Here is a 26,755-nt window from a genome sequence, read left to right on the forward strand (position 1 = left end):
GGAGCTTTCCTTTTTTATCCACTTTTAAAAGGCTTCAAAATCAAGTTCAGTTAAAATTGCTTACAGATTCTATAAAATAGTGTATCATTATACTATGCACCCGTTTAAACTGACTGACTTGCGAAATGATTATTAAATACAAAGACTGAAAAAGAAGGTGAAAGCATGAAGAAAGGCAAAGCATATGTACCATTCAGATTTAGATTGAACCCCATTAAAAAAATGGCGATGATTCATTTCCATAAAAATCCTGATACCGAATACGATGCCTTTGAACTGCATTATATCGACGGCGAACCTTATGGCCGTGGATTCCGGGTATTGGCTTGGCGTACTGACGGCTACCGTGATTCCTATGTACAAGATACGTTGACAATTCCTGAAGAGGAAGAAGTTCTTTCTGTCGGAGGAAAAGGTTTAAAAGAGCGCTTTGTTGTGGAATTCGATGAAGCTTACTTTGAACATGTGGATGGACAGCTGGATGCCGGCTTTGTGTTTTTTGACAAGCTGGACCGTCGGATTGTGCTCTATGTTGATGAACAAATTGACAAAGAGTCCAAGCCCCTGACCTGGCTGCCTTCTGTAGGAAACCACACGCAAGAACCGCATTCCATGCCACTGTTTTTCCTGTACAATTTCGACTTTGCCCGTAAGCGCGATACGGATATTTTCATGTCCATTGACGGGGAAATTATTGAAGTGGATCCTTTCGCATTTCCTAAGGATTTTCAAGCGCGGTACTATGTCGAATTCTCGACAGATACGGTCGTCACTAACTTCAATGAAGCAGGACGACATAAGCTGGAACGTGTTGATATCGATGAAGAAGGCATGGCCAGTTCCGGCCATAATACCTATCAGTATGAAGCATCCGATGATTTATACAAGCTGAAAAAAATCAGAGTCGAACATGAAACCAATCCAGTCGAAGTGACGTTCGAACCGGCTTTTCCAAACCATCAGGAAGTCAAAGCTGGCCGACCGATATATGGAGAGTTTGAAATCGTCCCGTCTGGAGAGGCAGGTTCGCTCAAAGGGAAATATAATGTCGTCTACCAGCAGGATAAGGCAATCATCAACTTGTCTTTCCCTCAGTCCTGGGAAAGCCCCAAAGGAGCAAATTACGAACGCTTCATCAACAGTATGACGCCAAACATTAAGAGCTGGTACCGGACTTATCAGTGTACTCAGATTGTAAAGCTGGAAGACATGGATACAACGGTCAGGTGGAAACGGATTGATCCGGACCGCCGCACGACATACTAAGAGAAAAAGGCAGCCTGTGAGGCTGTCTTTTTGTTTGGGAAGCTAAATCTGACCACTTCTCGTGTTGTACTGAAGGCAGTCGCCTTCTATACTGTAAAGGGGGTGCTGTTTCGCTGTTTACTTGTGCAGCTGTCCCGCTTAGACCATGAGGAAAAGTAGGCACAGAGCCTGATATAAGAGAGAGGAGATTCAAGATGAAGATATTACTTGCGGGCTTTGATCCGTTCAACAAGGAATCCGTTAATCCAGCCTGGGAAGCAGTAAAAAGTATGCCGGATACAATAGAGAAAGTGGCAATTGAAAAAGTGGAAATCCCGACTGTTTTCCATCAGTCAGCGGCAGTGCTGCTGGACAAGATGGCAGAAACGGCCTACGACGCAATCATTTGTGTCGGACAAGCAGGAGGCCGTTCCAGTCTCACACCTGAACGGGTCGCCATTAACCTGGATGACGCACGTATTGCCGACAATCAGGGCAATCAGCCGATAGACCAGCCGATACAAAGTGGGGGACCAGCAGCTTATTTCAGCACACTCCCCGTCAAGGCAATTGTCGCTGAAATCAGACAGTGCGGCCTTCCATCCAGCGTGTCAAACTCTGCCGGCACTTTTGTCTGCAATCATATTATGTATCAGCTGCTGCATGCTGCTGCGCAGACAGAGCGAAACATTTCTGCCGGCTTCATTCACGTCCCCTTTATCCCGGAACAGGTCACCCAAAAGCCCAATCAGCCGTCTATGAACCTTGAGGATATGACCAGAGGCCTTGAAGCGGCAGTCAAGGCTGTGATTGACAGGCATGGCAAGGCAGATCTTAAAGAAATCGGGGGCAGTCTGCACTAGACCCGTATGAAAGACCCACATAAAAAAAGGAGAAGATTGATGATGCTGACAGGTATTGGACTCATATTACTATTTGGATACATAGGAGGGAAGGTGATTTCCAGGACCAAGCTGCCGCCTCTGATCGGGATGCTGTTTGCAGGGATCCTGCTGGGACCTTACGTTTTTGATTTTCTGGACGCCGACTTGCTGATGGTCTCCCAGGATATCCGGACATTCGCTTTGATCATTATTCTCATGCGGGCAGGCCTTGGGATCAAGAAGGATCAGATCAAGCAGGTGGGAAGCATTGCACTAAAGATCAGCAGTTTGCCCTGTATCATGGAAGGTCTGACCGTGACGGGATTGGCTTACTTTCTGCTGAACTTTTCTTTTGCTGAAGCAGGGATGCTCGGTTTTATCATTGCGGCTGTTTCACCGGCCGTTGTTGTTCCGAGTATGCTAGATTTAAAAGAGAAAGGCTACGGGGAAGACAAGCAGGTACCGACTTTACTGCTGGCCGGGACTTCGATCGACGACGTGTTCGCCATCACATTGTTTACCTTCTTCCTGGGACTGGGAACGAGCGGCCAGGAATCATCCGTCTGGTTTGAGCTGGCCTTTATTCCTTTCAGCATCATCGCCGGGGTACTGGGAGGTGCGCTGATCGCGCTGGCATCGGTCCTCCTTTTCAAGCAGATCAAGAACAAGTACGTTGAAAAACTGCTGCTGCTGATTGCTTTCTCCATTCTTTTTGTTGAATGGGGCGAGCATGTTGGTATCGCCAGTCTCCTTGGCGTCATGACACTGGGGTTTGTTGTCTTTGAACGCATGCCTGATCACAGTGAGCGCTTTGCCAACGCACTGGCAGGCTTATGGATTTTTCTGCAAATTCTGCTGTTTGCCTTGGTTGGAGCTGAGGTGAATATTGAAGTGGCTCTGGAAGCTGGGCTGTTGGGGATTCTCATCATCCTCTTAGGACTGATTGGACGAAGTCTTGGCGTCTGGCTGGCGACTATGAATACCGAACTGAATACAAAAGAGCGGCTGTTCTGCATGATTGCCTATACACCTAAAGCCACCGTTCAAGCAGCTATGGGAGGCATTCCTCTGGCCATGGGAGCGAGTCAAGGGGCTACGATTCTGGCACTGGCGGTATTGTCTATTGTCATTACAGCTCCTCTGGGTGCTGCAGCCATCTATGCCTCGGCACCTAAATTACTGTCATTAGAAAAATAAAGAAAAAGGGTTTGACAAGTACAGATGAAGCACGTATAGTGGGTAACAAGTTGAAAATGACAATTAAAAGAGAAAACAATGTGAAAAGAAAAGTACATTCAGGAAGTCTTCTCAGAGAGCCTGCATATGGTGAGAGCAGGTAGGAACGAACGGATGGAAAATGGTCTTGGAATTGGAGCAGACGATCTCCTTTAAGAGGAAGTGTGCTACGGGCTCACCCGTTACAGTGACGCAGTCTACAGGAATAAACAGCTTTTATCCTGTGTACTGGCAGAGGCATGACTAGTGATGGTCATGCAAATTAAGGTGGTTACACGATATTTGGTCGTCCTTAGAAAGTCTTAGAGACAAAAGACTTTTTAAGGACGTTTTTTATTTGCTTGAAAAAATATAAAATATGACAACTGCAAGGAAGAGTAAAGTACACTTACAAGACAGCAACAACAGAGAGCCTGGACAGGTGAGAGCAGGCTTGCTTGAGTAAGAGGAAAATGGACTCGAAGCAGGGTACCGAGTGCAGAGTGGAAACAGTCTGTTTAAGGCTACCATGGGTGCGCCCACTACAGCGCCGAAGCATCGTCAGGAAGAGGTGCTTTTTGAGGAAACAGTCGCAAGGCTGTTTTAAACTGAGGTGGTAACACGGACTAGTCGTCCGTCCTTAAAATCAGACATAGTCTGGTTTTTTGGGCGGACGTTTTTTATTTTCATTCAGAAAGAAGGGGACAGGTATGATTGATTTGGAAAAAGTGAGTGTAACATTTACAAACAAGGAGGAGACGGTTACAGCAGTTAATGATGTGTCGCTGACTGTTGAAAAAGGAGATATTTATGGCATTGTCGGATACAGCGGTGCGGGTAAGAGCACCCTGGTCCGGACAATCAATTTGCTTCAGCGGCCTAGCGCAGGAAAAGTCAGCGTAGGAGAACAGGTCTTGTCTGATCTTGGACCGAAGGAACTGAGAAAGGCCCGGAAAAAAATAGGCATGATTTTTCAGCATTTCAATTTGATGCGGGCCCGGACGGTAGCGGGGAATGTGGCCTATTCTTTGAAAGACAGCGGACTCAGCAAGAAAGAGATCAGCCTGAAAGTCGAGGAACTGCTGGAGCTGGTCGGACTGGCTGATAAAAAGAACAGCTACCCGTCTCAGCTGTCAGGAGGACAGAAGCAGCGAGTCGGAATTGCGCGGGCGCTGGCTAATGATCCGGAAGTTTTGCTGTGTGATGAAGCAACCAGTGCTCTGGATCCGAAAACAACGGCTTCGATTCTCAAGCTCTTGAAGCGTCTCAATCAGAAGTTGGGGCTAACAATTGTGATTATCACGCATGAAATGCAGGTCGTTAAGGAAATATGCAACAAGGTAGCGGTAATGGATGACGGCAGAGTGATTGAAAAAGGCAATCTGGTTTCTGTCTTTACGGAACCTAAAGCCGAGCTGACGTATGAGTTTATCGATACCGCTACACATAAGGATCAGGCACTGGAAAAACTGGAGAGTCATCCTGCCTTGCTTGATTTACAGGCAGACGATCAGTTGGCTGCCATCACTTATGTAGGAGACAGCACCAAGGCCCCTCTAATTGCCAGTTTGTATGCCAAGTTTGGTGTAACCACTAATATTTTGTACGGCAATGTAGAGATTCTTCAGCAGACACCTGTTGGCAATCTGATTGTCGTCTTCAGTGGAGAAAGCCGTCAGCAGGATAAAGCGATTGCCTATCTGAAATCGAAACAGGTTAAAGTCTCACAGCTCAAGGCCAGCCGCCCGGCTTCCATAGTTCAGCAGGAAAAAATCAGTTAAGGAGGAGACAATATGATTCGTTGGTTTGAAAGTTATTTTGAAAACTCTCTGGCGATTCGCTTGGAGATTTTAGACAGCATCTGGGAGACGCTTTACATGGTCGGAACAACTGCTCTCATTGCCGGAGTTCTCGGAATCGCGCTTGGCATCGTTCTGGTTGTTACGGAAGACGGAGGGATTCTTGAAAATCAGAAAGTATACAGTCAGCTGGAGCGGGCAGTCAATGCTTTTCGTTCAGTACCCTTTATCATCATGCTGGCACTGATTGCGCCCTTCACCCGTCTGCTGGTGGGGACTTCGATCGGGACCACAGCGGCTATCGTCCCACTTGTTGTCGGTACCGTTCCCTTCTACTCCCGTCAGGTTCAAAATGCTTTACTGGAAGTGGATAGGGGAGTAATTGAGGCGGCAGAATCCATGGGTTCTTCACCTTTTGAAATCATTATCCGTGTGTATCTGAAAGAAGGTTTACCCTCTCTCATACGGGTCTCTTCAGTGACGATTATCAATTTGATCGGACTGACTGCCATGGCCGGTGCCATCGGCGCTGGCGGGCTGGGGAATCTGGCTATCGCCCGGGGGTATAACCGTTACCAGACAGACGTAACGCTTGTGGCCACGGTGGCTATTCTGATTATCGTCTTTATCAGTCAGGTCATCGGCAACTATTTAGTGAAAAAAACGAGTCATTAATATAAATCAAAAAGGGGAAATGACAGATGAAAAAGATAAAAAAATGGACAGTCAGCTTAGGAGTTGGAGCGTCAGTATTGCTCCTATCAGCCTGCGGAGCAGCAGAAGGAACAGAGAGTGTCTCAATCGGTGTGGTCGGAGAAGACAATGACGTTTGGGACTACGTAGCAGAAAAGCTGCAAGAGGAAGAAGACATTATCGTGGAGTTGGTCACGTTCACTGACTACTCCCAGCCCAATAATGCATTGGCTCAAGGAGAAATTGATTTGAATGCTTTTCAGCACAAGCTTTTTTTAGAAACATTCAATGAAGATAGCGGAACGGAACTGGTCGAGATTGGAGACACCGTGATTTCTCCCTTGGGCGTGTATTCCGAACAACTCGATGATATAGAAGAGCTGGAAGAAAATGATACAGTGGCAATACCCAACGATGTGACTAATGGGGGCAGAGCCTTGCTGCTGCTTCAGACGGCTGGTCTGATTTCAGTGGATTCAGATGCCGGGGTCACACCGACAGTGAACGACATAACAGACAATCCGCTGAATTTGACTATTCAGGAGCTTGATGCGGCTCAAACAGCCCGGGCGCTGCAGGACGTAACAGTCTCTATCATCAATTCAGGCATGGCTGTGGATGCCGGCTTTGTTCCTACAGAGGATGCCATTTTTTTGGAACCGGTAGATGAACAGTCTGATCCGTACATCAATATTATCGCAGCCAGAGCTGAAGATCAGGATAATGAGCTTTACCAGACGATCGTAGCGGCTTATCAGTCAGAAGATACGAAAGAAGTCATTGAGGAAACGTCAGCCGGGTCATCCATCCCTGCCTGGGACTGAGGTGAATCGGCCTGACAATGAAGGAGCAAGGAGTCAACTCAAACCAAGGGGTTGAAATAAAGAGAGGACGGATTACATGAGCCAACTGTCAATTGAAACGTCAATCACAGAAAAAATCAGAGCCTGTTCAAGGGACATCATTGAACTCAGGCGTTATTTCCATCAACACCCTGAACCAAGTCTCAAGGAATTTGAGACAATTAGGCGAATCAAAGAAGAGTTGGATACATTAGACATTCCTTACGAATCAGTTGGTGAGACGGGAGTGATTGGAACAATCGAAGGCCAGGCAGGGCCGGGGAAAACCATTTTGCTGCGGGCAGATATCGACGCTTTGGAGTTGGAAGATGCCAAAGATACAGTCTACCGGTCCAAAAACCCAGGCCTAAATCATGCCTGTGGACATGACGGCCATACAGCTGCTTTGCTTGGGGCTGCAAGGGTCCTGAAAGAGCAAGCTGAGTATTTTCCCGGAACAATCAGACTGGCCTTTCAGCAGGCTGAAGAAATCGGCGCCGGGGCGAGACAGTTTGTCCAGGGAGGCTTTGTTGAGGGAGTAGATCAGGTTTTTGGCTTGCACCTGGATTCCAGTGTGCTAGTTGGTGAGATTGTATCGGCAGCCGGAGCAACCAATGCATGCTGTGATATTTTTAAAATACAAGTAAAAGGGCAGAGTGCCCATGCTGCACGGCCGGACAAAGGAGTGGATGCCTTGCTGGCAGCAGCAGCCCTGACCGTTGAATTACAGAGTATTGTCGGCAGAGAAGTGAGTCCGCTGGATCATGTCGTTGTAGGGGTGGGGGTTCTGAATGCAGGCACCCGCTACAATATTGTGGCCAATCAGGCTGAACTGGAGGGGACAGTCAGAGCTTTCAGTCATGAAGCGCGAGCTTCTGTGCTGGAAGCAGTGGAACGGGTTGCCCGTCGGGTAGGAGAAGCCCATCGGGCCGAAATCCATTTTGAAAATTATGATGCAGCTGCTCCACTAATCAATGGAGCTGAACCGGCAGCCCGGGCAGCCCGCGTGGCGGCAAATATTGTCGGGGAAGCCCATGTGATTACGAGCCAGCCTAAAAGCCTGGGTGCGGATGACTTTGCAGATTTCCTGGCTGAGGCTCCCGGCGTTTATGCCAGGGTAGGGACACGGGATCCAAAAGATGAAGGAACCTGGCATGGCCATCATCATGAACTGTTTGATATAGCAGAAGAAGGGCTAATCTATGCAGCTGAACTGCATGTGCGGTATGCGCTTGACTACTTGAATAGCTAGGTGAAACCAAACAGAAAAGCCGGCAGATTCGAGTGGATACTCGAATCTGCCGGCTTTTTTTATATAAAAAGGGAACTGCTCACATTCAAAATGAATGCAGCAGCTCCCTTGCTGTTTTTAACCTATCTACAAAGTCAGCTGACCGGTTAAATCAGATTATTCACCGATACCGGCAGTCCATTCTTCAATAAGCTCAGGATTATTGTCGATCCAGTTACGTGCAGCATCTTCAGGTTCTGCACCTTCTTCGATTTCAAGCATAACTTCTTCCATGTCTTCTGTTTCCCAGAAGAAATTGTCCAGCACTTGGAAAGCTTCCGGTGCATCTTCTTCCAGACCTTCACGTGCAAACGTTTCGATTGTTTCAGCATCTCCGAATACGCCTTCCGGATCTTCAAGATACTTCAGGTCAAAGGAAGAGAACTTCCAGTGCGGAGACCAGCCGGTCACGATGATTTCTTCTTCAGCCTGGTATGCCTGTCTCAGCTCAGTTACCATTGCGCCAGATGAAGATGTTTGAACATTCCAGCCTTCCAGGTTTTCATATGCTTCCAGCGAATCTTCAGCTGCAGCAACAACACCTGCACCCGGCTCGATACCTGTAATGGTCATACCTGCTTCGTCAGTCAGGTCAGCAATAGAGTCGACATCCATGTACTCAGGAACGACGAAACCGACAACCGCGCCTTCCAGGTTAGTACCCAAGTGAACGATATTGTCTTCGTGCTGCTCCAGTTGAGGTGCATGTGTCTGTGGTAGCCATGCAGAAACCATGGCATCAGCGTCTCCGCTAGCAATCGCCTCCCACATGATAGCATTGTCAAGAGCCGTCAGCGTGACGTCATAACCCATGTCTTCAAGCACTAAGCCTAAAACATTGGTAGAAGCGATTTCTGAATCCCAGCTCACATAAGCCAGAGTGATTTCATCACCATCGACGACTGTGTCGATTTCTGCGCCGTCTCCGGCAGTGTCATCGTCACAGGCAGCCAGAAATAGAGCAGAAGCAGATACAGCAGTTAAACCTAATTTTTTCCATGTTGTATTCAAAATAAATCTCTCCTTTAGATAATTGGGTACTCATTCATATAGTTGATAGATGTTAGTGAAGCGAAAAACGGGGTTAATCGTTTTTCGACTTGTTGAATCCCTGCATGACGCGGTCAAGGATGATAGCCAGGACAACCAGTGCAAATCCGGATACGAATCCAGGACCGACTTGTGCACGCTGTAGAGCGTTGATGACACGTTCACCGAGACCAGGTGCACCGATCATTGAGGCGATAACGACCATTGACAGAGCCAACAGGACAGTCTGGTTGATTCCAGCCATAATAGTTGGTTTGGCCAAAGGCAGTTCCACTTTGAACAGACGTTGTGATCCGGTACTACCAAAAGCTTCAGCGGCTTCCACCATTTCGTCGGAGACCTGACGGATGCCTAAATTAGTGAAACGTACAGTCGGTGGCAGAGCAAAGATAACAGCTGAGAATACCCCTGGTACCATTCCGATACCAAAGAAGGCAACGGCGGGGATCAGGTATACAAATGCCGGCATAGTCTGCATGAAGTCCAGAATCGGCGTAATGACCCAGTTTGCCGCTTTGCTTTTCGCCATCCATATACCGACCGGAACACCAATCAGAATGGACAGGAGACTGGCAACCAGTACCAGTGTGATTGTAAACATCAGTGGTTCCCACAGTCCCTGGTTGTAGATGTAGAATAACCCAAGCAAGGTGAAGACCGGCAAACCGAATTTCTTGCCACTGGCAAAGAAGGCCAGAGCCACCATCAAAACAATAAACAATAGGGGAGGGATAAAGATAAGCAAGTCAGTAATCCCGTCCATCAGCCACGATCCACCGTCACGGATGGAGTTGAAGAACCATGACAGATTCTGAGTCAGCCAAGCGATGAAGTCGTTCATCCACTGTGAAACAGGAATCTGCGGAATTTGATCCATTATACTACTCATGATATTACTGTTCATTAATAACTTCCTCCTCTCGAGTTTTAGCCAGGGCACCCAGTACCAGACTTCGGACTACGATACCCAACAGCTTGTCGTTTTCGTCGACTACAGCGACAGGAGTCTGGCTGTCGTGAATGATGTCATACAGTTCATTGACAAGCGTATCTTTGGATACTTTAGGAATATCAGTACGCAGGATAGGCTCCAGGTCTTTTGTCTCCTGGTTGGTAGCCGTAAGCACGTCTTCATCCGTCACATACCCTTTCAGAGTATGATTTTTGTCAACGACCAGCATGCTGCTCAGGCTTTCAGTCTTCATGCGCTTAAGTGCTACACGTGGACCGCTCTGCTTGAGACGCAGTGTCTGAGGTTTCTCCATAATATTTTCGGCTGTAAGGACTTTGGAACGGTCGACATCTTCAACGAAGCGCTCAACGTAGTCATTAGCCGGGTTGGTCAGGATTTCTTCTCCTGTACCGACCTGCACCACTTCTCCGTCCTTCATAATGGCGATACGGTCGCCGATCCGAAGGGACTCGTTCAAGTCGTGTGTGATAAAGATAATTGTTTTATGCATGGTTTCCTGCATGTCCAGCAGTTCGTCTTGCATATCGCGGCGAATCAGCGGATCGAGTGCCGAAAAAGCTTCATCCATCAGCAGGATTTCCGGATCATTGGCCAGCGCACGTGCCAGTCCGACACGCTGCTGCATCCCGCCGGAGAGCTGGTTTGGAAACTGGTCTTTGTAGGGAAGCAAGCCGGCATTTTCAAGTGCACGTTCTGCTTTTTCCTGACGCTCGGCCTTGTCTACCCCCTGTACCTCCAGACCGTACTCGGTATTTTCCAGTATAGTGCGGTGAGGAAACAGACCAAAGTTCTGAAAGACCATGGATACTTTTTCGCGGCGCACCTTGCGCAGTTCGTCTTTGTTCATTTTGGAAATATCATCCCCGTCAATCAGGATGCTACCTTCCGTCGGTTCAATCAGGCGGTTGAGCATACGTACCAGTGTAGACTTACCACTCCCGGATAGTCCCATGATAACGAAGATTTCGCCTTGTTCGACTTTGAAATTTGCTTTATTCACACCGACTGTCGCGCCGGTTTTTTCGAGAATCTCTTCTTTTGAATGACCTTTATTAACTAATTCGAGTGCCTGACGTTCTTTCTTGCCGAAAATCTTTGTCAAGTCCTGAATTTCAACTTTAGTAGTCAATTCATATTACCTCCTTGAATGTATTTTATGAATAACATGTAACAAAACGCAGAAAAAAACGGTTGTTATACAACGCCTCTCCCCTTTAAATGTATCAAATCTCATGATTGGTGTAAAACAAAACGCCTTTACAGCGGGCTTTTAAAGGGTATGTTATCGGTTACGAAAGCCATAGATACAACTTTCTAAGAAAAGGATTAGAATTTCAAGAATGTGACAAAAGTGTATCAATTAGGATTAAGAGAGCTAGCGTCACTGGTTTTTACGACGGGAACAGAAAGCTTGTACACATACTGGTTGTAAGCTTTAAATGAAAGTTCATCCAGGACCAGTTCTTCAAAGATATACTCCCCCAACTGAAGCTCATTTGATCGGGCGTGCTGAATCAGCACTTGGTAGCCTTCTATCAACTTGTCGTCGTCCCCCTGAAAATACCCGGTCAAATAATCACCGCCCGGGATAGAAAGGTTACTATCTGTTTTCCTGGAAACTTCTGTATAAATATAGCCCGGGTAGGCAGGGGAAGGGTCAAGGACGTTTGTGGTCTCAACCATCAGACTTTCCAGCCAAGATGAGCAGCGGAATTTTTGCTCGAGGTGGGTGTAGTGCTGCTGAAAAGCCTGATAATAACTACGAGGCTCCCGGACATTCTCTACTGCAGTGCGGTAAAGGTGACGCGGACCAAGTGTTTCAACTGTCAGGCCGGAATGATCAGCTGACATGGCCGTAGCCGTTGCTTTCTTCTTTTCTTCCATGACGTCCAGAAGCTGATTCAGACGGGCAATTTTTTCCTTAAGCTTTTGAGATTCCGTATCGAGCAGATGTATAAAACGCTCAGGTGAACGGTCATCGAGGTATTGCTTGATCTGCTTTAGAGGCATGCCGATTTCTTTTAGTGAAGAAATCACAGAAAAGGTGTCGACCTGATTGAGGGAGTAGTAGCGGTAGCCATTGTCCTCGACTTTAGCGGGTTTAAAGAGATTGTTGTCGTCATAAAAAAATAGGGTATGCTTGGAAACCCCTGTCAGTTGGGCGAATTGACCCGTACTGACAAATACAGATTTTTGAACCATTAAGCTTTCCTCCTTGACTATAGAGTTACTCTATACTTTAGTATAGACAATGAAGCGAATAAAGAAAAGGAGAAGGATTTAGATGAACAGAGAGACAAAGAAGACTGCCGTAACAGGGTTGGCCCTGTTTTTGTCAGGCGTCGTTTCTCTATTTTTAAGTATAAATGATGATGGGATATTTGCCTATATTCTCTTGGCCTATGGTGCCTGGGAAATAGGAGAAGCTGTCTCTAACTACTGGTTTGATGATCAGGAGGAAGAAGAACGGACAGTGGAAGAAATGAAGAACGGCTTCAAGGCAGATGTGGCAAAGATTACTTTGCCGACCGTGCTCAGTATGATTGTTGAGATTCTCATGATTGGCAATGGTTTTCGTCTGTTTACCTTCGTTGCTTATATACTGACTTTGATTATATACTTGCTCTTTATTGCTGTGTTTACGTTCTTTGAGTGGAAAGAGCAGGAAGAAGAATGGTCTGTATCCAGAGAATAAACAGATCCGTCACCCATGCCCTAGCTTGCTGACTTTAAAAAGTAATAAAAGCTACAACAGAATTCAGACCGCACACAAGAGTGTCTCCTTATTCGGGGACACTCTTTTTTTGAGGGGGTTACACATTTGGAAGAGCGCTCGTTATTAGGGGTGTAAGCAGTGATCACCTTACACATAACAAAAAGGAGGAAACAAGATGAAAAAAGAATGGTCAGGAAGTAAAGTGGATGTTTTACTGGAAGATCTGGAAGGCGAGAAGTTGGTCCGACGAAGTTTCAGGGGAGCGCACGAGTCGTTGACTGATGTCCAGGTTACAGAATTTACTCAGGCACTGGAGTCTGTATCAGACTTTCCTGTATCGCATGCCCTTGTGATCGATGAATACCGATATACCTACTAAAAACTAACCTGGAGGAATCAATATGAGCAAAAAACTAGAAATGCAGTTCATTACGGAAGAAGGAAAAAACAGAGTCATTGCTGTAGATCAGCCGAAAGAAAATCTAACCGCCTCAACTGTTCAGACGGCAATGGAAACAATCATTGCCCAGGACATGTTTACAATGGATGGGTATAAAGTGTTTAGCAGCATTAAAGGTGCCCGTTATGTGACGCGTACCGTCGAAGATATACTGGAAGCAGAATAATGTGCAAAAGACCAGCCGGGCGATGGGCCCTAGCTGGTCTTTTTTTTGATCCGAAAAAAACAGAAGACTAGCTGCTTAGGGTACTTTCATACTGTAAGTGTGTTTGGTATACTGACAGCGTAGAAAATCAGTTATTAATGATTGAAGGAGCATGCAGACCCATGAAAAAAATACTGTTAAGTACAGTGAAGGGATACCAGAAGGTTATTTCTCCTTTGTTTCCGCCAACTTGCCGTTACTATCCAACCTGTTCACACTATACAGTTGAAGCGCTGGAAAAGCACGGGGCGGTCAAAGGCTCGCTTATGGGTGCTTCCAGAATCCTGCGCTGCAATCCGCTAGTCAAAGGCGGAGTCGACAAGGTGCCTGACCATTTCACATTAAAAAGAAATTCGGACAGTGAAGAGGAAACCTACCTCGGTTCTGGTATTACAATCAGACACAAGAATCAGAAAAACGACCAGTAGAAAGGCAGGATGCAGTGCATGCAGATTGAACTGAATGAAGAGGCGTTTAAAGAGTCGCTTCAGGTTGCTCCGGTTGTTCTGCTTTACTTTACAAGTGATTTTTGCGGACCCTGTCGGATGATGAGTGGTTTGCTGGAGGAAATCAGTGAGACTTCCGGTGAAAAGCTGGCTTTAGCGACTATCAGAGGAATCGATCAGCCTTCCTGGATGACGGCATTCAACATCCAGTCTACGCCGACTGTCTTGCTATTTGCCAAGGGCCAGTTTGTGAGCAGGATGACTGGTGCGCGACCTCGGTCTGTTGTCCAGCGGTGGATTGAGACATATACGGTCTAATGTAAAGAGGTTCTCAAGAGGGCAGTTCAGGATAAGGGAAAAGCCTGTCAGCTTTTTAAACTGAGAAGCGTGCAAGCCAGTCAGAGGAAGAGCCGGTAGATAAAGGCAACTTTTTGTGTCATTCTGCTTCTTTCTATAGTATAGTGAAGAAGAATAGAGCGCTGTCATTTTTTGAGAGACAGGCGCAACCATACATTAAGGAGCGGGATAGAAATGAAGTGGCTGTCAAACATACTGATCATAGCGGGCCTTCTCATGGTCGCCTGGTTTGGTTATTCTCTTTATGAACAGGAGCAGATGCATTCAGTGACTCTGGCTCAGGCCGAGGAGGCTGTACAGACCATCCGTGAATCAACTGAAGAGCAAGCAGAAATTGACCGGCAGCAGCTGATCGACCAGTTTGAGGCAGAACAGCATGAAGCGGTAGGGATTCTTCGCGTACCCAGGATCGACCGGAGCATTGGGATTGTAGAGGGAACGGACCCAGATGCGCTGGACTTGGGAGTTGGACACATGTCTAGTACTGCATTCCCGGGACAGGGGGAACAAATCGTTTTGTCAGGACACCGAGATACCGTTTTTCGTAATTTTGCAGAACTCGAGATTGGAGACGAATTCATTGTAGAGATGCCCTATGGAACCTTTACTTATGAAATTAGAGAAACAGAAATCGTCGATGCTGATGATACATCAGTTGTACGGCAAATGGGTGAAGAAGTATTGGTTGTTTCAACGTGTTACCCTTTTAATTATGTAGGAAGTGCTCCAGAGCGGTTCGTCTTTTATGCTTATCCAGTAGACTGATCGAAGTCAGCTGAAACGAGTGAGATAGAATATAAGTGCTCAACCTTACCCTAGGTTGGGCGCTTTTTTTGTGTGGAAGAGAATGGCTGATCAAACCAGAAGCGTTGATTTAATGAGCGGCCGCGCTTATACTGTATCAATAGTAAATGATTTATTGGAGGATTTGAAACATGACAGATAGAGCATCCCGTATCGAAGAGCTAACTATTGAACTGACCCGGCAGAGAAGTGTAACCGAGACGAATGAAGAACAGCTGATTACTGAGAAAGTCCACCACTTCTTCAGTCAGATGGATTATTTTAAAGACCATCCGGAAGATCTTTTTTTTGTACCGGTACCCAATGACTCTTGGGGAAGAAAAAGTGTTATGGCACTGCTTAGAGGAAAAAAGGATCCGGATAACAACAATACGGTCGTGCTGATCGGGCATACAGACACTGTGGGGATATCTGATTATGGCGATTTAAAAAATTATGCCCACTTGCCCTATGAACTGACTGAAAAACTGAAGGAACGCAAGGATGCCTTGCCAGCTGAGGCAAGAGCTGACCTTGAGTCTGGCAACTACCTCTTTGGCCGAGGGATCTTTGACATGAAAGCCGGAGATGCTATTATTATGGCTTTAATGGAAGAGTATGAACAAAAACTGGATGATTTTTCAGGGAACATCCTTTTTGCAGCGGTCTGTGACGAGGAGGCTAATTCTGCAGGGATGCGCTCCTGTGTGCCTGAGATGGTCCGGTTGAGAGAAGAGCATAACTTGAATCTGACAGCGGTGATTAATACAGACTATATGACAGCTGAATATCAGGGGGACGAAAACAAATATGTCTACGTGGGGACCGTAGGAAAGCTGATGCCGTCCTTTTACGTTGTAGGCAAGGAGACACATGTCGGGGAAGCTTTCAAGGGACTGGATCCCAATCAGATCGTTTCAGAACTCACCCGCAGGATCAATTTAAATACAGAATTCTGCGATACGGTCGAAGGAGAAAGCACTCTGCCGCCGATGAGCTTGAAGCAGCAGGATCTAAAAACAGAATACTCCGTTCAGACTGCCAAAGCGGCGCATGCTTTTTATAACTATGCAACGCATAGCCAGACACCTGATATGGTTATGGACAAAATGAAAGCGGTGGGTCGTGAGGCGTTTGATGCCGTCGTTACGGATTTGAACGACCAGTACAAGAAGTACTGTACCTTGACTGGAAGGGCCTTCGAGCCCTATCCGTACAAGGCAAAGGTGCTGAGTTATGGTGAACTGAAAGCCCAGGTCATTCGTGAGCGCGGCACGGAAGTGGAAGCTAAAATTGAGCGGGCCAAGCGTAAATGGCTCTATGATGATACGATTGATGAACGCGATTATGCACTCAAGGAAGTAGCGCTGCTTCAAAGCATGCGGACCAACCAGGAACCGGTGGTTGTCGTGTATTTCACTCCTCCTTACTATCCGCATATCTACGTTAAAGATGAAACAGACAGGGAGAAGAAACTGCTAGAGGCAGTGGCACAAGCCGTGGATACGACCGATTCGGCTTATAAACTGGTCTACAAGAAGTTTTTCCCTTACATTTCGGATTTGAGTTATACTTCTGCACCGAGAAACGGCAAGGCGATTGGTGCCCTAAAAGAGAATATGCCCGGTTTTGGTACCAAGTACAACATCCCGCTGGATGATATGCAGGATCTGAGCTTACCGGTGGTTGACATCGGACCGTTCGGCAAAGATTCACATCAGTTTACAGAGCGGCTGGAAAAAACGTACAGCTTCGAAGTGGCACCTGAACTCGTAGACAAAACTATTGCGGGACTGCTGAAAAAGTAAGAGAGACAGACAGTAAAAAGCCGGGCCTTGGTCCGGCTTTTTATTGTCTCTAAAACTTTAACAAAAGTTTTCTCTTCCCTGGGGAATAAAATGATAAAATGAAGACACAGAAAGCGAGAGGGTGAAATCCATGCGAATTTTAGTGGCTGATGATGACAAGGAAATTTGTGATCTGCTGGAAATTTATATTAAGAATGAAGGCTTTGAGGTCGAAAAAGCTTATGACGGTCAGGAGGTCCTGAATAAGGTGAAGCATCTGGATGTCGACTGCCTAATACTGGATGTCATGATGCCGAAAAAGAGTGGGCTGGAAGTGGTTAATGAAATTAGGAAAGATTCCTCTCTCCCCATACTGATGCTGAGTGCTAAAACGGCTGATGTTGATAAGATTAGAGGACTTACCCGAGGAGCGGATGATTACGTCGTCAAACCCTTCAACCCCCTCGAAGTACTGGCTCGAGTGAAGTCGCTTATGCGCCGGAGCGGCTATAAAAGTGGGACAGTCGATGCAAACGAGCTGACAATCGGTCCACTAATCATCCGCAAAGAGCAGCATCAGGTTGAAACGCTCGAGGGTGTGGACATTCAGCTGACTGCTCTGGAATTCGGGATTTTACACTTACTGGCTACTCATCCCAACCGGGTATTCAGTGCGGATGAAATTTTTGAAAAAGTATGGAGGCAGGAGAGTCTGGTGCCCGCCAAAACGGTAATGGTCCACGTAAGCCACCTCAGGGACAAAATCGAAAAGGCCACCGGAGGAGAAAATGTGGTGAAAACAGTCTGGGGTGTCGGCTATAAAATCGAGAACTAAGGAGCAGACAAAAAGTGCGGCTTACTGGAGGAAGGGAGAGAATCATGTGCAGCTGACTTTTAAAGAAAGACTCCGGCTGGCTTTTGAAGCGGTGGTAACTGCGGGCATTATTTTCCTTTGCTATTTTGCTGTTTTTGAAATTTTTCGCTGGCTGGTCACCTCTTTTCCTGAGGTGTTTGGTGAATTCTGGATTTTTGGCAATGTGTTCGAGGACATCCGCAGTCAGGAATTGTGGGGTCTGACTCCTCTGGTCTTTATTTTTCTTATTCTGGTGGCGGGGGTCGCCATTTATTGGCGACTGAAAAGACGCTATCACCAGTATGAACTGCAGCATATCATCAGAGAGCTGCATTACATTGCCCAAGGTCACTATACCCACCGGATCAGAGGGAAATATAGCGGAGATATCGGCAAAGTCGTCGACAGTATACACATTCTTGTTGACTCAACAGTGGAAGCAATGGAAGAAGAGCGGCGTATCGAACAGAGTAAGGATGAGCTGATTACCAATGTCAGCCATGATATCAGAACGCCACTGACTTCAATCATTGGTTATCTGGGACTGATTGAAGAGCGCCGTTTTTCTTCAAATAATGAAGCCGCAGACTATGTGCATACAGCATATAAAAAAGCGAGACAAATGAAACTTCTCGTTGATGATTTATTTGAATACACTACAGTAAGGCAGACGACGACACCTTTAAATTATATAACTTTTGACATGGTACAGTTGATTGAGCAAATGGCCATCGACTTCGAGCTGGAAGCCACAAGCAAGGGAAGGGAAATCAGGACTTCTACTCCCGATTCGGCTGTTATGCTCAAGGGTGATACAGAGAAAATTGTCCGTGTTTTCCACAACCTGCTCTCCAATGCGCTTAAATACGGTAAGGGTGGGACATTGATTTTGATTGAGGTGGAAAAAACGGCTGACCAAGTGGTGGTATCGGTAAGAAACAATGGAGAAACACTGCCAAAAGAAGCTATAAGCCATTTGTTCGAGCGTTTCTACAGAGCAGAAGCCTCAAGGTCTCAAGACACGGCAGGAACCGGCTTAGGACTGGCCATTGCTCAAGGCATCGTGGAGCTGCACGGTGGAGAAATATCGGCTCAAGTGGAGGATAACTGGACTGTTTTTAGAGTCGTGCTGCCATTGACATGAATAGATCCAGAGAAATAATCTCTGCCGGAAACCGAAGGTGTCTGGGCAGAGATTATTTCAATTGGATGACTAAATTATGAACGATTCTTTCAGGTGGTTGTGTTTTCTATAGTGAAAGAGTACCATGATACATGTTGGCTTAAGCTGCCATCGTACGGCAATTCGCGTAACATACGCACACTAAATACATTATATGAAAGAATTAGGAGTAACTATTATGAAGACAATTAACTGGAAAACTTTGATAACGAGTTCTTTTGCTGCTGCCCTTTCCCTGTCTGTTCTAAACGCAGCCCCCCTGACCGCCGGAGCGGAAGAGTTGTCGGTTGAAGCGGAGTCTGCTGTGCTTGTCGATTTTGACACAGGCCAAATTCTGCACGACCAAAGCGCAGATGAGCCAAGAGGAATTGCCTCGATGACTAAGATGCTGGTCGAGTATATTTTGTTTGAAGAAATAGAAGCCGGTAAACTGGACTGGGACAGCGAAATTACAATCAGTGAATATGCCCACAACATCAGCCAGAACTATGCCTTGTCCAACGTACCGCTTCGACTGGGAGATACATACACGGTACAGGAGCTGTATGAGTCGTTAGCCATATACTCTGCCAACGGCGCAACGATTGCCTTGGCAGAAGAAATCGAAGGGTCCGAACATGCCTTTGTTGACCGCATGCGTGAGCTGGTCGAGTCGTGGGGAATCACGGACTACCAGCTTTACAACACAACGGGTCTGAACAATTCTTTCCTACTGGGTAACCACTACCCTGGAAGTGCAGAAGATGCTGAGAATATTATGGCAGCCAGAGATATTGCCATTGTGTCCAGAGAGTTGATTGCCGATTTTCCGGAAGTTCTAGAAACGTCAAGTGTTCCGACTATGACTTTTAGGGAAGGCACACCTGATGCGATCAACATGATGAACTGGAACTGGATGCTCGAAGGACTCAGTCATGCCCGATCTGATGTGGATGGGCTGAAAACGGGAACGACTAGCTTTGCTGGAGCGACTTTCACGGGCACAGCGGAGCAGGACGGCCGGCGTCTGATTTCTGTCGTTATGGGAGCTGGAGACGGCTTTACCAACAGGGGTCAGCGTTTCGACGAAACGTCCAGGTTGCTGGATCATGGATTCGACGGCTTTACACGTGAAACGATTGTAGGAGAAGAGCATACACTGGATCAGGAACACAACCTGCCTGTCCGCAATGGTCTGGAAGAAAGCGTATCTCTCGTTACAACTGAGTCACTGGAATTTTACCTTCCGGAGGGAGCCGATCTGGATCACTATGCCTATACGTTTGTTCCTAATGAAGAGAAACTGAACCAGGATGGAGAAATCGAAGCACCCATTTCTGTAGGAGAAAGCCTGGGAGAGCTCGTGGTCGAAAACGCAGAAGACGTCGATTTCCTTTCAGGAGAACAATTTGGGGCCATCAATGTCGCAGCGGCAGAGTCAGTTGAACGGGCAGGATTTTTCACAGTCTTTACCAACTGGATGAGTGATATCTTTGGCGGGATCCGTGACCGCTTTTAAAGAAATAATTTGACCTTTTCACCATGTTTGAGTACACTATATACACAAGTAAAATAGCGAACGTTTAAACGAAGCAGTAAACAGGCAAGGCGGCTAAGAGAGTCAGTGGGTGGTGCAAACTGGCGCGTCTGTGTGTTGAATCCGTCGTTTTTCAAGTAAATAATCAGGCATCAGCTGAAATTATTTCGGTGCAGACCGTTACCCTGTTCGAGTGTGAAAAGAATCCGTTCTTTTTGAAACTGGGTGGTACCGCGAAAAACAGTCTTTCGTCCCTTGCAAGGGAAAAGGCTGTTTTTTTGTGTCCAATACAACCTCAAAAGGAAAGAAGGAGAGCGCCATGATTGACATCAAGCTGATACGCAATGACTTTGACAAAGTAAAAGAGCGTCTGCAGACTAGAGGAGTAGATCCGACCGAGCTAGATAATCTGAAAGACCTAGACAAAAGACGCCGAGAACTGATGCAGAAGTCTGAACAACTCAAACAAGAGAGAAATCAAGTGTCCGACCAGATTGCAAAAAAGAAGCGCAACAAAGAAAATGCAGACGAAGCCATTGCAGCGATGAAGCAAGTTGGTGCAGACATCAAGTCAATTGATGCCGAGCTTGAAACAATCGAGGAAAAAACACAGGCGATTGCGTCTGTGTTGCCGAACCTGCCTCATCCATCCTTGCCGGTCGGCGAAGATGAAGAATCAAATGTTGAAGTGCGTAAATGGGGCGAACTTCCAGCATTTGATTTTGAACCGAAGCCTCATTGGGACCTGGGGGCAGACTTGAAGATACTTGATTTTGAAAGAGGAGCCAAAGTGGCCCGCAGCCGCTTCCTCTATTACAAAGGACTGGGTGCTCGCCTGGAACGTGCATTGTATAACTTTATGATCGATCTGCACGTCAGTGAACATGGTTACGAAGAAGTGATTCCTCCTTACCTCGCAAACGATGAAGCCCTTTACGGAACAGGCCAGTTTCCCAAATTCAAGGAGGACGTTTTCCAGGTTGAAGGGCAAGCTCTGACACTGATTCCGACAGCTGAAGTCCCGCTGACAAACTATTATCAGAATGAAATTCTTGAAGAAGAGGATCTGCCGGTTTACTTTACTGCGCTGTCTCCATCTTTCCGGTCAGAAGCAGGGAGTGCCGGACGAGATACTCGTGGACTGATCCGCTTGCACCAGTTTAATAAAGTAGAGATGGTCAAGTTTGCCAAGCCGGAAGAGTCTTATGATGAATTAGAAAAAATGACGGCCAATGCAGAAGCGATTCTGCAAAAACTGGGACTTGCCTACAGAGTGGTCCTGCTGTCTACAGGGGATACCGGGTTTGCTGCAGCTAAGACATATGATTTGGAAGTATGGATTCCAACGCAGGAGACATACAGAGAAATCAGTTCGTGTTCAAATACAGAAGCTTTCCAGGCGAGACGTGCCAAGATACGGTACCGTAAAGAAGCGGATGGCAAGATTGAGCACGTGCATACACTGAATGGCTCAGGTCTGGCGGTCGGCCGTACGGTTGCGGCTATACTGGAAAATTATCAGCAGGCTGACGGCAGTATCAAAATACCGGATGTCCTGGTGCCTTACATGGGCGGCGCGAAAGAAATAAGATAACCGAAAGGCATCAATAGATTGAAAGGTTTGTCCGCTGTTGCAGGGATAAGCCTTTTTTCTTTGCTGATAAAAGGAGTATGATACAATCAATACAGAAATTGACTTCGCACAAGGAATAGAGATTGAGGAGGAAAAATGATGGCACAACTTGAAAAAGCAGTCTTTGCAGGTGGATGTTTCTGGTGCATGGTTCAGCCTTTCGATACAAAGCCGGGGATCCACTCCGTTGTATCAGGCTATACGGGTGGGCATGTCGAGAATCCGACATACAGGCAAGTGACGTCGGGAAAGACAGGACACACGGAAGCAGTAGAAATCACTTATGACTCGGAAAAAATCACTTACCGTGAGCTGGTTGAAATTTACTGGAAGCAAACAGATCCGACAGATGCAGGCGGACAGTTTGCAGACAGGGGGGACTCATACCGGCCGGTCATTTTTTATAAAACACAAGAAGAGAAGGCAGAAGCAGAAGCATCCAAGAAAGCACTTCAGGATAGCGGGCGCTTTACTGATCCTGTCGTGACCGCGATTGAAGAAGCAAAGCCGTTTTATCCGGCTGAAGATTATCACCAGGACTTTTACAAAAAAGAGTCGGCGCATTACAAAAGATATAGTATCGGTTCGGGTCGGGCAAGCTTTATATCTAGCCACTGGCAGGAAGATTAGCAGCCTGAATCTGGTAAGTTGAGATTATTTTTTATGTTTTTTGAAAAAAGTCGTTGACTTTAGTCTGATATCTTTGTATGATATAAGAGTTGCTGCGGTAACACGACGCAATAAACTGTATAGTAGCGATAGCGAGAAGGATCCACCTGTTCCCATTCCGAACACAGCCGTTAAGCTTCTCAGCGCCGAGGATAGTGAAGGGTTTCTCTTTGTGAAAGCAGGACGCCGCTATGCAGTTACATATGGAGGTTTAGCTCAGTTGGGAGAGCATCTGCCTTACAAGCAGAGGGTCAGCGGTTCGAGCCCGTTAACCTCCATAGATCCATGAGCCGTTAGCTCAGTTGGTAGAGCAACTGACTTTTAATCAGTGGGTCACAGGTTCGAATCCTGTACGGCTCATATATAAGAGAAATCTTATATAGTCACACAAGCGGATGTGGCGGAATTGGCAGACGCACTAGATTTAGGATCTAGCGCTTCACGGCGTGGGGGTTCAAGTCCCTCCATCCGCATTGCACCATTTAATAGATAAACGCCGGCTTAGCTCAGTTGGTAGAGCAACTGATTTGTAATCAGTGGGTCGAGGGTTCAAATCCTTTAGCCGGCATTACTGAACAGGTCTATCCTGTTCGTTTGCGGAAGTAGTTCAGTGGTAGAACATCACCTTGCCAAGGTGGGGGTCGCGGGTTCGAATCCCGTCTTCCGCTTACTTACACTAGTAAGTAAAGTATCGCATATCAGGAATTATCTGTTACAGACATAACCGTTTACGCACCCTTAGCTCAATTGGATAGAGTACCTGACTACGAATCAGGCGGTTAGAGGTTCGAGTCCTCTAGGGTGCATGTGTTGAGCAGTATTACGGGAAGTAGCTCAGCTTGGTAGAGCACTTGGTTTGGGACCAAGGGGTCGCAGGTTCGAATCCTGTCTTCCCGATTTGCAACAAAAATGGCGGTGTAGCTCAGCTGGCTAGAGCGTACGGTTCATACCCGTGAGGTCGGGGGTTCGATCCCCTCCGCCGCTATACATAGCAATGTGCACGGACTAAAGGACCTTTAGCTCAGTTGGTTAGAGCAAACGGCTCATAACCGTTCGGTCGCAGGTTCGAGTCCTGCAAGGTCCATTGCGACGGCTGTTGAAGCGCTGGTAATGACAGGCTTCGGATTCGATGGTTGTCAGTTAATATTATCGCGGGGTAGAGCAGTTGGCAGCTCGTCGGGCTCATAACCCGGAGGTCGCAGGTTCGAGTCCTGCCCCCGCAATCACTCCGACTGTTGAAGTTTTAGCTGATACAGACAGGAGGACGCTTAGGCATTGGCCTACAGTGATTTTATATAATGGATTTAAATGTGAGGTCCCGTAGTGTAGCGGTTATCACGCCTGCCTGTCACGCAGGAGATCGCGGGTTCGATTCCCGTCGGGACCGTTTTAGCGGGTGTAGTTTAGTGGTAAAACCCCAGCCTTCCAAGCTGATGTCGGGAGTTCGATTCTCCTCACCCGCTTTGTATCGATAAGGTACAACTTAAAATGAAACAGGGCCTATAGCTCAGCTGGTTAGAGCGCACGCCTGATAAGCGTGAGGTCGGTGGTTCGAGTCCACTTAGGCCCATTGTACTACCTGGCCCCTTGGTCAAGCGGTTAAGACACCGCCCTTTCACGGCGGTAACACGGGTTCGAATCCCGTAGGGGTCATGCTAACTGAATAAGTTATATTTGGAGGATTACCCAAGTCTGGCTTAAGGGAACGGTCTTGAAAACCGTCAGGCGTGTAAAAGCGCGCGTGGGTTCGAATCCCACATCCTCCTTTGCTGCGCTTGTTGCTTCTTTAGAAGTTTGCAAGCTCAGTACACGCGGTCTTTGGACCGTCGTGTTTCCGAATTAAAGGTTTGTAGTTGCTTCTTAAAGAAGTTTACAAGCCTGATATGCGCAGCTTTAAGGCTGCCATGTTTCAAGTTTGATGATTGTTACTTAATATTATCGCGGGGTAGAGCAGTTGGCAGCTCGTCGGGCTCATAACCCGGAGGTCGCAGGTTCGAGTCCTGCCCCCGCAATCACTCTGACTGTTGAAGTTTTAGTTGATACAGACAGGGGACACTTAGGCATTGACCTACAGTGATTTTATATAATGGATTTAAATGTGAGGTCCCGTAGTGTAGCGGTTATCACGCCTGCCTGTCACGCAGGAGATCGCGGGTTCGATTCCCGTCGGGACCGTTTAAGGCGCTGTAGCTCAGTTGGTAGAGCAACGGATTGAAGCTCCGTGTGTCGGCAGTTCGACTCTGTCCAGCGCCATGCCTATTATGGAGGGATAGCGAAGTGGCTAAACGCGGCGGACTGTAAATCCGCTCCTTCGGGTTCGTAGGTTCGAATCCTACTCCCTCCACTTTTAGGGGTATAGTTTAATGGTAAAACTATGGTCTCCAAAACCATCGATGTGGGTTCGACTCCTGCTACCCCTGTTTACCTCTAAAACTGAAATAGGCATGACTTTTTTAAGGTAATACGTTATAATTTATATAAACATGGCGATTGTGGCGAAGTGGTTAACGCACCGGGTTGTGGTCTCGGCATTCGTGGGTTCGAACCCCATCAGTCGCCCTTAATTGGGCTATAGCCAAGTGGTAAGGCAGCGGGTTTTGGTCTCGCCATTCCTAGGTTCGAATCCTAGTAGCCCAGTTTTTTATTTAATAGCTATAAGATGGCGGTATAGCCAAGGGGTAAGGCAGAGGTCTGCAAAACCTTTATCACCGGTTCAAATCCGGTTACCGCCTTATCATCATATAGACTATATGCCGGCGTGGTGGAATTGGTAGACACGCTGGACTCAAAATCCAGTGCCCGTTAGGGCGTGCCGGTTCGACTCCGGCCGCCGGTATTATGTGAAAAGTGTACTCTAGTAACCTAGAGTGCACTTTTTTGTGCAACAATCTTTATGACAAAAAATGAGGGGAGCTCTAAAGTGGATATGCCGACACATTATGTGCATATAGGAAACAATTAGTGTCTTTAAAGGTGATTCAAGTGACTACATGTTAAATGACAGGGGCTGTACTGAATAGAGTGAGGGTCAGTAAAGTGTTTGGGCTTGCCAACCTGACCTTGTTTTCAGATAAATGGACATCTGCTGTCTTGAAATGATCAGACAGCCTATTGTTTTTCCTGATCCTTCACTAGGCTGCCTCAGCAGTGTCACCTGAATAGACTATAACGCTTGCAGATTTCCTTGGGGCAACAAGGTTTTTTCTATTAGAGGCTCAGCTCTTGCAGAAGTCAACAAAATTACACCTACCGCACTTTTTATACTATGTTGTGCAATCAGCGATAAGCTGTCAGAATAAGTGTTTTCATGACGAGTTACCGTCTGCAATTGGGCTGGGGCCAATGACTAGAGCCAGCCGAGGCGTTTGCCTCATACGGAAAACAATGCTCATGATGATTATAGGTTAGCAGTCATGAGTATTTTTTGAAGCAAGTTGAACAATCTAAAAAGGCAAGTACAAGGAGGGGCTGTTTGAATCTGCTTTCTTAGTTCGAGGGATAACCAGTCATGGTGTGGGAGGTACACGACTGATGTTACTTTTTCTATGATAATAACTTCTGTAAAGAGAACCCTTTACTTTTAAATGGACGTTTGGAAAGCCAGGTTATGCAAGAACAATTGTTACTATAGAAGAGAGAGGCATGACTTTCCGAAAATGACAAGGCAGCCCGTGTGATAAGTACCTGGATTCCATAACAAATGATGCTTTAAGAAAAGACATAGCGAACAGTCAGGCGATTTGACTAATGTTGGAAGCAGCTTTACTAAGGGCTGCGAGAAAGTAACGGAGACTTTGTAGGTGAAACAAATGATGCAAAGCCCTTTAAAACAATGTTTTAAAAATAAAATAAACTAATTGTTTAAAAAGTATTGACCCACTGTCGAGTAGATGATATTATTAATCTCGTTGCTGCAAAACATATTAAAAAGTGTGTGTGTGAAACAGCAGCGAAAAAAGAATTTCAAAAAGTTGTTGACAACTAAATGAAATTAAGATATACTAAAGTAGTTGTCATCGAGAACAGCTAAAATGTTTACAGCCAAACGAAATAAAAAAATATTTCAAAAAGTTGTTGACAAGCAATCGAGACGATGGTATGATATAAAAGTTGCTGCTAACACAGCGACGCCAAACGAAAGTGCTAGATCTTTGA

The 26,755-nt window shown here is 46.5% G+C and carries 21 protein-coding genes, 24 tRNA genes, 1 rRNA gene, 1 pseudogene and 1 other annotated feature; of the genes and pseudogenes, 44 read left to right on the forward strand and 3 right to left on the reverse strand.

What is annotated here, in order from left to right:
- The first annotated feature begins 165 nt into the window (after positions 1 to 165).
- The 7 genes from ADIAL_RS08940 to ADIAL_RS08970 all read left to right on the forward strand — a co-directional run bounded on the left by ADIAL_RS08940 (position 166) and on the right by ADIAL_RS08970 (position 7,930).
- Positions 166 to 1,266 carry a hypothetical protein gene (locus tag ADIAL_RS08940; protein WP_034302786.1) on the forward strand — a complete coding sequence of 367 codons (1,101 nt, stop codon included), beginning with the start codon at positions 166 to 168 and terminating at the stop codon, positions 1,264 to 1,266.
- A gap of 194 nt (positions 1,267 to 1,460) precedes the next feature.
- Positions 1,461 to 2,108, forward strand: coding sequence for a pyroglutamyl-peptidase I (gene pcp, locus ADIAL_RS08945; RefSeq protein WP_034302788.1), 648 nt, complete (start codon positions 1,461 to 1,463; stop codon positions 2,106 to 2,108).
- A gap of 39 nt (positions 2,109 to 2,147) precedes the next feature.
- Complete coding sequence (locus tag ADIAL_RS08950; RefSeq protein WP_231492151.1) at positions 2,148 to 3,326, forward strand: cation:proton antiporter; 1,179 nt, start codon at positions 2,148 to 2,150, stop codon at positions 3,324 to 3,326.
- 72 nt (positions 3,327 to 3,398) lie between these two features.
- Positions 3,399 to 3,662 (forward strand) — a binding site (T-box leader).
- A 392-nt stretch (positions 3,663 to 4,054) separates the two neighbouring features.
- The gene (locus tag ADIAL_RS08955) at positions 4,055 to 5,125 is read left to right on the forward strand and encodes a methionine ABC transporter ATP-binding protein (protein ID WP_034302789.1); all 1,071 of its coding nucleotides are present in this window, start codon (positions 4,055 to 4,057) and stop codon (positions 5,123 to 5,125) included.
- A 12-nt stretch (positions 5,126 to 5,137) separates the two neighbouring features.
- Positions 5,138 to 5,818, forward strand: coding sequence for a methionine ABC transporter permease (locus ADIAL_RS08960; protein ID WP_034302791.1), 681 nt, complete (start codon positions 5,138 to 5,140; stop codon positions 5,816 to 5,818).
- Between the two features lie 26 nt (positions 5,819 to 5,844).
- Positions 5,845 to 6,660 (forward strand): MetQ/NlpA family ABC transporter substrate-binding protein, encoded by an 816-nt coding sequence (locus tag ADIAL_RS08965; protein WP_034302793.1) that lies wholly within the window; start codon positions 5,845 to 5,847, stop codon positions 6,658 to 6,660.
- A 76-nt stretch (positions 6,661 to 6,736) separates the two neighbouring features.
- The gene (locus ADIAL_RS08970; protein ID WP_034302795.1) at positions 6,737 to 7,930 is read left to right on the forward strand and encodes an amidohydrolase; all 1,194 of its coding nucleotides are present in this window, start codon (positions 6,737 to 6,739) and stop codon (positions 7,928 to 7,930) included.
- Between the two features lie 156 nt (positions 7,931 to 8,086).
- Here the strand turns inward: ADIAL_RS08970 and ADIAL_RS11575 are convergent.
- From ADIAL_RS11575 to ADIAL_RS08990, 3 genes and pseudogenes are all read right to left on the reverse strand, one after another.
- A pseudogene (locus ADIAL_RS11575) lies at positions 8,087 to 9,896 on the reverse strand (ABC transporter permease/substrate binding protein).
- Between the two features lie 16 nt (positions 9,897 to 9,912).
- Entirely contained in the window at positions 9,913 to 11,121 is a 1,209-nt protein-coding gene (locus ADIAL_RS08985; RefSeq protein WP_034302799.1) for a quaternary amine ABC transporter ATP-binding protein, read from the reverse strand.
- A 227-nt stretch (positions 11,122 to 11,348) separates the two neighbouring features.
- Entirely contained in the window at positions 11,349 to 12,194 is an 846-nt protein-coding gene (locus ADIAL_RS08990; protein WP_034302801.1) for a MerR family transcriptional regulator, read from the reverse strand.
- Positions 12,195 to 12,276: 82 nt separating this feature from the next.
- Between ADIAL_RS08990 and ADIAL_RS08995 the strand changes: the two genes are divergently transcribed.
- The 37 genes from ADIAL_RS08995 (at position 12,277) to ADIAL_RS09175 (ending at position 25,436) form a co-directional block, all read left to right on the forward strand.
- Positions 12,277 to 12,687, forward strand: coding sequence for a hypothetical protein (locus ADIAL_RS08995; protein ID WP_034302803.1), 411 nt, complete (start codon positions 12,277 to 12,279; stop codon positions 12,685 to 12,687).
- A 196-nt stretch (positions 12,688 to 12,883) separates the two neighbouring features.
- Positions 12,884 to 13,087 carry a DUF1659 domain-containing protein gene (locus ADIAL_RS09000; RefSeq protein WP_034302804.1) on the forward strand — a complete coding sequence of 68 codons (204 nt, stop codon included), beginning with the start codon at positions 12,884 to 12,886 and terminating at the stop codon, positions 13,085 to 13,087.
- Positions 13,088 to 13,109: 22 nt separating this feature from the next.
- The gene (locus ADIAL_RS09005) at positions 13,110 to 13,334 is read left to right on the forward strand and encodes a DUF2922 domain-containing protein (protein ID WP_034302806.1); all 225 of its coding nucleotides are present in this window, start codon (positions 13,110 to 13,112) and stop codon (positions 13,332 to 13,334) included.
- A 161-nt stretch (positions 13,335 to 13,495) separates the two neighbouring features.
- Complete coding sequence (gene yidD / locus ADIAL_RS09010) at positions 13,496 to 13,801, forward strand: membrane protein insertion efficiency factor YidD (protein ID WP_034302808.1); 306 nt, start codon at positions 13,496 to 13,498, stop codon at positions 13,799 to 13,801.
- Between the two features lie 18 nt (positions 13,802 to 13,819).
- Positions 13,820 to 14,137, forward strand: a complete 318-nt coding sequence (locus ADIAL_RS09015; RefSeq protein ID WP_034302809.1) for a thioredoxin family protein — start codon at positions 13,820 to 13,822, stop codon at positions 14,135 to 14,137.
- A 213-nt stretch (positions 14,138 to 14,350) separates the two neighbouring features.
- On the forward strand, positions 14,351 to 14,941 hold the full coding sequence (locus ADIAL_RS09020; RefSeq protein ID WP_034302811.1) for a class D sortase: 591 nt from the start codon (positions 14,351 to 14,353) through the stop codon (positions 14,939 to 14,941).
- Positions 14,942 to 15,111: 170 nt separating this feature from the next.
- The gene (locus ADIAL_RS09025; protein ID WP_034302813.1) at positions 15,112 to 16,767 is read left to right on the forward strand and encodes a M20/M25/M40 family metallo-hydrolase; all 1,656 of its coding nucleotides are present in this window, start codon (positions 15,112 to 15,114) and stop codon (positions 16,765 to 16,767) included.
- A 130-nt stretch (positions 16,768 to 16,897) separates the two neighbouring features.
- Positions 16,898 to 17,581: a response regulator transcription factor gene (locus tag ADIAL_RS09030; RefSeq protein WP_034302835.1), complete on the forward strand. Its 684-nt coding sequence runs from the start codon at positions 16,898 to 16,900 to the stop codon at positions 17,579 to 17,581.
- Positions 17,582 to 17,627: 46 nt separating this feature from the next.
- Positions 17,628 to 18,743, forward strand: coding sequence for a sensor histidine kinase (locus ADIAL_RS09035; protein WP_051503841.1), 1,116 nt, complete (start codon positions 17,628 to 17,630; stop codon positions 18,741 to 18,743).
- Between the two features lie 217 nt (positions 18,744 to 18,960).
- Positions 18,961 to 20,280 (forward strand): serine hydrolase, encoded by a 1,320-nt coding sequence (locus ADIAL_RS09040; RefSeq protein ID WP_034302814.1) that lies wholly within the window; start codon positions 18,961 to 18,963, stop codon positions 20,278 to 20,280.
- A gap of 337 nt (positions 20,281 to 20,617) precedes the next feature.
- On the forward strand, positions 20,618 to 21,892 hold the full coding sequence (serS, locus tag ADIAL_RS09045) for a serine--tRNA ligase (protein ID WP_034302816.1): 1,275 nt from the start codon (positions 20,618 to 20,620) through the stop codon (positions 21,890 to 21,892).
- A 135-nt stretch (positions 21,893 to 22,027) separates the two neighbouring features.
- Positions 22,028 to 22,561 (forward strand): peptide-methionine (S)-S-oxide reductase MsrA, encoded by a 534-nt coding sequence (msrA, locus tag ADIAL_RS09050; protein WP_034302819.1) that lies wholly within the window; start codon positions 22,028 to 22,030, stop codon positions 22,559 to 22,561.
- A 118-nt stretch (positions 22,562 to 22,679) separates the two neighbouring features.
- A 5S ribosomal RNA gene (gene rrf / locus ADIAL_RS09055) occupies positions 22,680 to 22,795 on the forward strand.
- 10 nt (positions 22,796 to 22,805) lie between these two features.
- Positions 22,806 to 22,878: transfer RNA gene (locus ADIAL_RS09060), tRNA-Val, on the forward strand.
- Between the two features lie 9 nt (positions 22,879 to 22,887).
- Positions 22,888 to 22,960: transfer RNA gene (locus ADIAL_RS09065), tRNA-Lys, on the forward strand.
- Between the two features lie 31 nt (positions 22,961 to 22,991).
- Positions 22,992 to 23,073: transfer RNA gene (locus tag ADIAL_RS09070), tRNA-Leu, on the forward strand.
- 22 nt (positions 23,074 to 23,095) lie between these two features.
- Positions 23,096 to 23,168, forward strand: a tRNA-Thr gene (locus ADIAL_RS09075).
- 28 nt (positions 23,169 to 23,196) lie between these two features.
- Positions 23,197 to 23,268 (forward strand) — tRNA-Gly (locus ADIAL_RS09080).
- Positions 23,269 to 23,332: 64 nt separating this feature from the next.
- A tRNA-Arg gene (locus ADIAL_RS09085) sits at positions 23,333 to 23,406 on the forward strand.
- A gap of 17 nt (positions 23,407 to 23,423) precedes the next feature.
- Positions 23,424 to 23,497, forward strand: a tRNA-Pro gene (locus ADIAL_RS09090).
- A gap of 14 nt (positions 23,498 to 23,511) precedes the next feature.
- Positions 23,512 to 23,585 (forward strand) — tRNA-Met (locus ADIAL_RS09095).
- Between the two features lie 25 nt (positions 23,586 to 23,610).
- Positions 23,611 to 23,684: transfer RNA gene (locus tag ADIAL_RS09100), tRNA-Ile, on the forward strand.
- 66 nt (positions 23,685 to 23,750) lie between these two features.
- A tRNA-Met gene (locus tag ADIAL_RS09105) sits at positions 23,751 to 23,823 on the forward strand.
- Positions 23,824 to 23,914: 91 nt separating this feature from the next.
- Positions 23,915 to 23,987 (forward strand) — tRNA-Asp (locus ADIAL_RS09110).
- 5 nt (positions 23,988 to 23,992) lie between these two features.
- Positions 23,993 to 24,063: transfer RNA gene (locus ADIAL_RS09115), tRNA-Gly, on the forward strand.
- Positions 24,064 to 24,096: 33 nt separating this feature from the next.
- A tRNA-Ile gene (locus ADIAL_RS09120) sits at positions 24,097 to 24,170 on the forward strand.
- A gap of 11 nt (positions 24,171 to 24,181) precedes the next feature.
- A tRNA-Glu gene (locus tag ADIAL_RS09125) sits at positions 24,182 to 24,253 on the forward strand.
- Between the two features lie 23 nt (positions 24,254 to 24,276).
- Positions 24,277 to 24,366: transfer RNA gene (locus ADIAL_RS09130), tRNA-Ser, on the forward strand.
- A gap of 173 nt (positions 24,367 to 24,539) precedes the next feature.
- Positions 24,540 to 24,612: transfer RNA gene (locus ADIAL_RS09135), tRNA-Met, on the forward strand.
- A gap of 90 nt (positions 24,613 to 24,702) precedes the next feature.
- A tRNA-Asp gene (locus ADIAL_RS09140) sits at positions 24,703 to 24,775 on the forward strand.
- Positions 24,776 to 24,780: 5 nt separating this feature from the next.
- A tRNA-Phe gene (locus tag ADIAL_RS09145) sits at positions 24,781 to 24,853 on the forward strand.
- A gap of 10 nt (positions 24,854 to 24,863) precedes the next feature.
- A tRNA-Tyr gene (locus tag ADIAL_RS09150) sits at positions 24,864 to 24,944 on the forward strand.
- A gap of 5 nt (positions 24,945 to 24,949) precedes the next feature.
- A tRNA-Trp gene (locus ADIAL_RS09155) sits at positions 24,950 to 25,020 on the forward strand.
- A gap of 66 nt (positions 25,021 to 25,086) precedes the next feature.
- Positions 25,087 to 25,159 (forward strand) — tRNA-His (locus tag ADIAL_RS09160).
- 6 nt (positions 25,160 to 25,165) lie between these two features.
- Positions 25,166 to 25,237 (forward strand) — tRNA-Gln (locus tag ADIAL_RS09165).
- 24 nt (positions 25,238 to 25,261) lie between these two features.
- Positions 25,262 to 25,332 (forward strand) — tRNA-Cys (locus ADIAL_RS09170).
- Between the two features lie 20 nt (positions 25,333 to 25,352).
- Positions 25,353 to 25,436, forward strand: a tRNA-Leu gene (locus tag ADIAL_RS09175).
- Positions 25,437 to 26,755 lie beyond the last annotated feature (1,319 nt).

Source organism: Alkalibacterium sp. AK22 (assembly GCF_000585255.1).
Lineage (GTDB): Bacteria > Bacillota > Bacilli > Lactobacillales > Carnobacteriaceae_A > Alkalibacterium.

What these genes read in the sequence shown, in the direction of transcription:
- ADIAL_RS08940 (WP_034302786.1), top strand. Translation starts at nt 166, where the DNA reads ATGAAGAAAGGCAAAGCATATGTACCATTCAGATTTAGATTGAACCCC.
- pcp (WP_034302788.1), top strand. Translation starts at nt 1,461, where the DNA reads ATGAAGATATTACTTGCGGGCTTTGATCCGTTCAACAAGGAATCCGTT.
- ADIAL_RS08950 (WP_231492151.1), top strand. Translation starts at nt 2,148, where the DNA reads ATGATGCTGACAGGTATTGGACTCATATTACTATTTGGATACATAGGA.
- ADIAL_RS08955 (WP_034302789.1), top strand. Translation starts at nt 4,055, where the DNA reads ATGATTGATTTGGAAAAAGTGAGTGTAACATTTACAAACAAGGAGGAG.
- ADIAL_RS08960 (WP_034302791.1), top strand. Translation starts at nt 5,138, where the DNA reads ATGATTCGTTGGTTTGAAAGTTATTTTGAAAACTCTCTGGCGATTCGC.
- ADIAL_RS08965 (WP_034302793.1), top strand. Translation starts at nt 5,845, where the DNA reads ATGAAAAAGATAAAAAAATGGACAGTCAGCTTAGGAGTTGGAGCGTCA.
- ADIAL_RS08970 (WP_034302795.1), top strand. Translation starts at nt 6,737, where the DNA reads ATGAGCCAACTGTCAATTGAAACGTCAATCACAGAAAAAATCAGAGCC.
- ADIAL_RS08990 (WP_034302801.1), bottom strand. Translation starts at nt 12,194, where the DNA reads ATGGTTCAAAAATCTGTATTTGTCAGTACGGGTCAATTCGCCCAACTG.
- ADIAL_RS08995 (WP_034302803.1), top strand. Translation starts at nt 12,277, where the DNA reads ATGAACAGAGAGACAAAGAAGACTGCCGTAACAGGGTTGGCCCTGTTT.
- ADIAL_RS09000 (WP_034302804.1), top strand. Translation starts at nt 12,884, where the DNA reads ATGAAAAAAGAATGGTCAGGAAGTAAAGTGGATGTTTTACTGGAAGAT.
- ADIAL_RS09005 (WP_034302806.1), top strand. Translation starts at nt 13,110, where the DNA reads ATGAGCAAAAAACTAGAAATGCAGTTCATTACGGAAGAAGGAAAAAAC.
- yidD (WP_034302808.1), top strand. Translation starts at nt 13,496, where the DNA reads ATGAAAAAAATACTGTTAAGTACAGTGAAGGGATACCAGAAGGTTATT.
- ADIAL_RS09015 (WP_034302809.1), top strand. Translation starts at nt 13,820, where the DNA reads ATGCAGATTGAACTGAATGAAGAGGCGTTTAAAGAGTCGCTTCAGGTT.
- ADIAL_RS09020 (WP_034302811.1), top strand. Translation starts at nt 14,351, where the DNA reads ATGAAGTGGCTGTCAAACATACTGATCATAGCGGGCCTTCTCATGGTC.
- ADIAL_RS09025 (WP_034302813.1), top strand. Translation starts at nt 15,112, where the DNA reads ATGACAGATAGAGCATCCCGTATCGAAGAGCTAACTATTGAACTGACC.
- ADIAL_RS09030 (WP_034302835.1), top strand. Translation starts at nt 16,898, where the DNA reads ATGCGAATTTTAGTGGCTGATGATGACAAGGAAATTTGTGATCTGCTG.
- ADIAL_RS09040 (WP_034302814.1), top strand. Translation starts at nt 18,961, where the DNA reads ATGAAGACAATTAACTGGAAAACTTTGATAACGAGTTCTTTTGCTGCT.
- serS (WP_034302816.1), top strand. Translation starts at nt 20,618, where the DNA reads ATGATTGACATCAAGCTGATACGCAATGACTTTGACAAAGTAAAAGAG.
- msrA (WP_034302819.1), top strand. Translation starts at nt 22,028, where the DNA reads ATGATGGCACAACTTGAAAAAGCAGTCTTTGCAGGTGGATGTTTCTGG.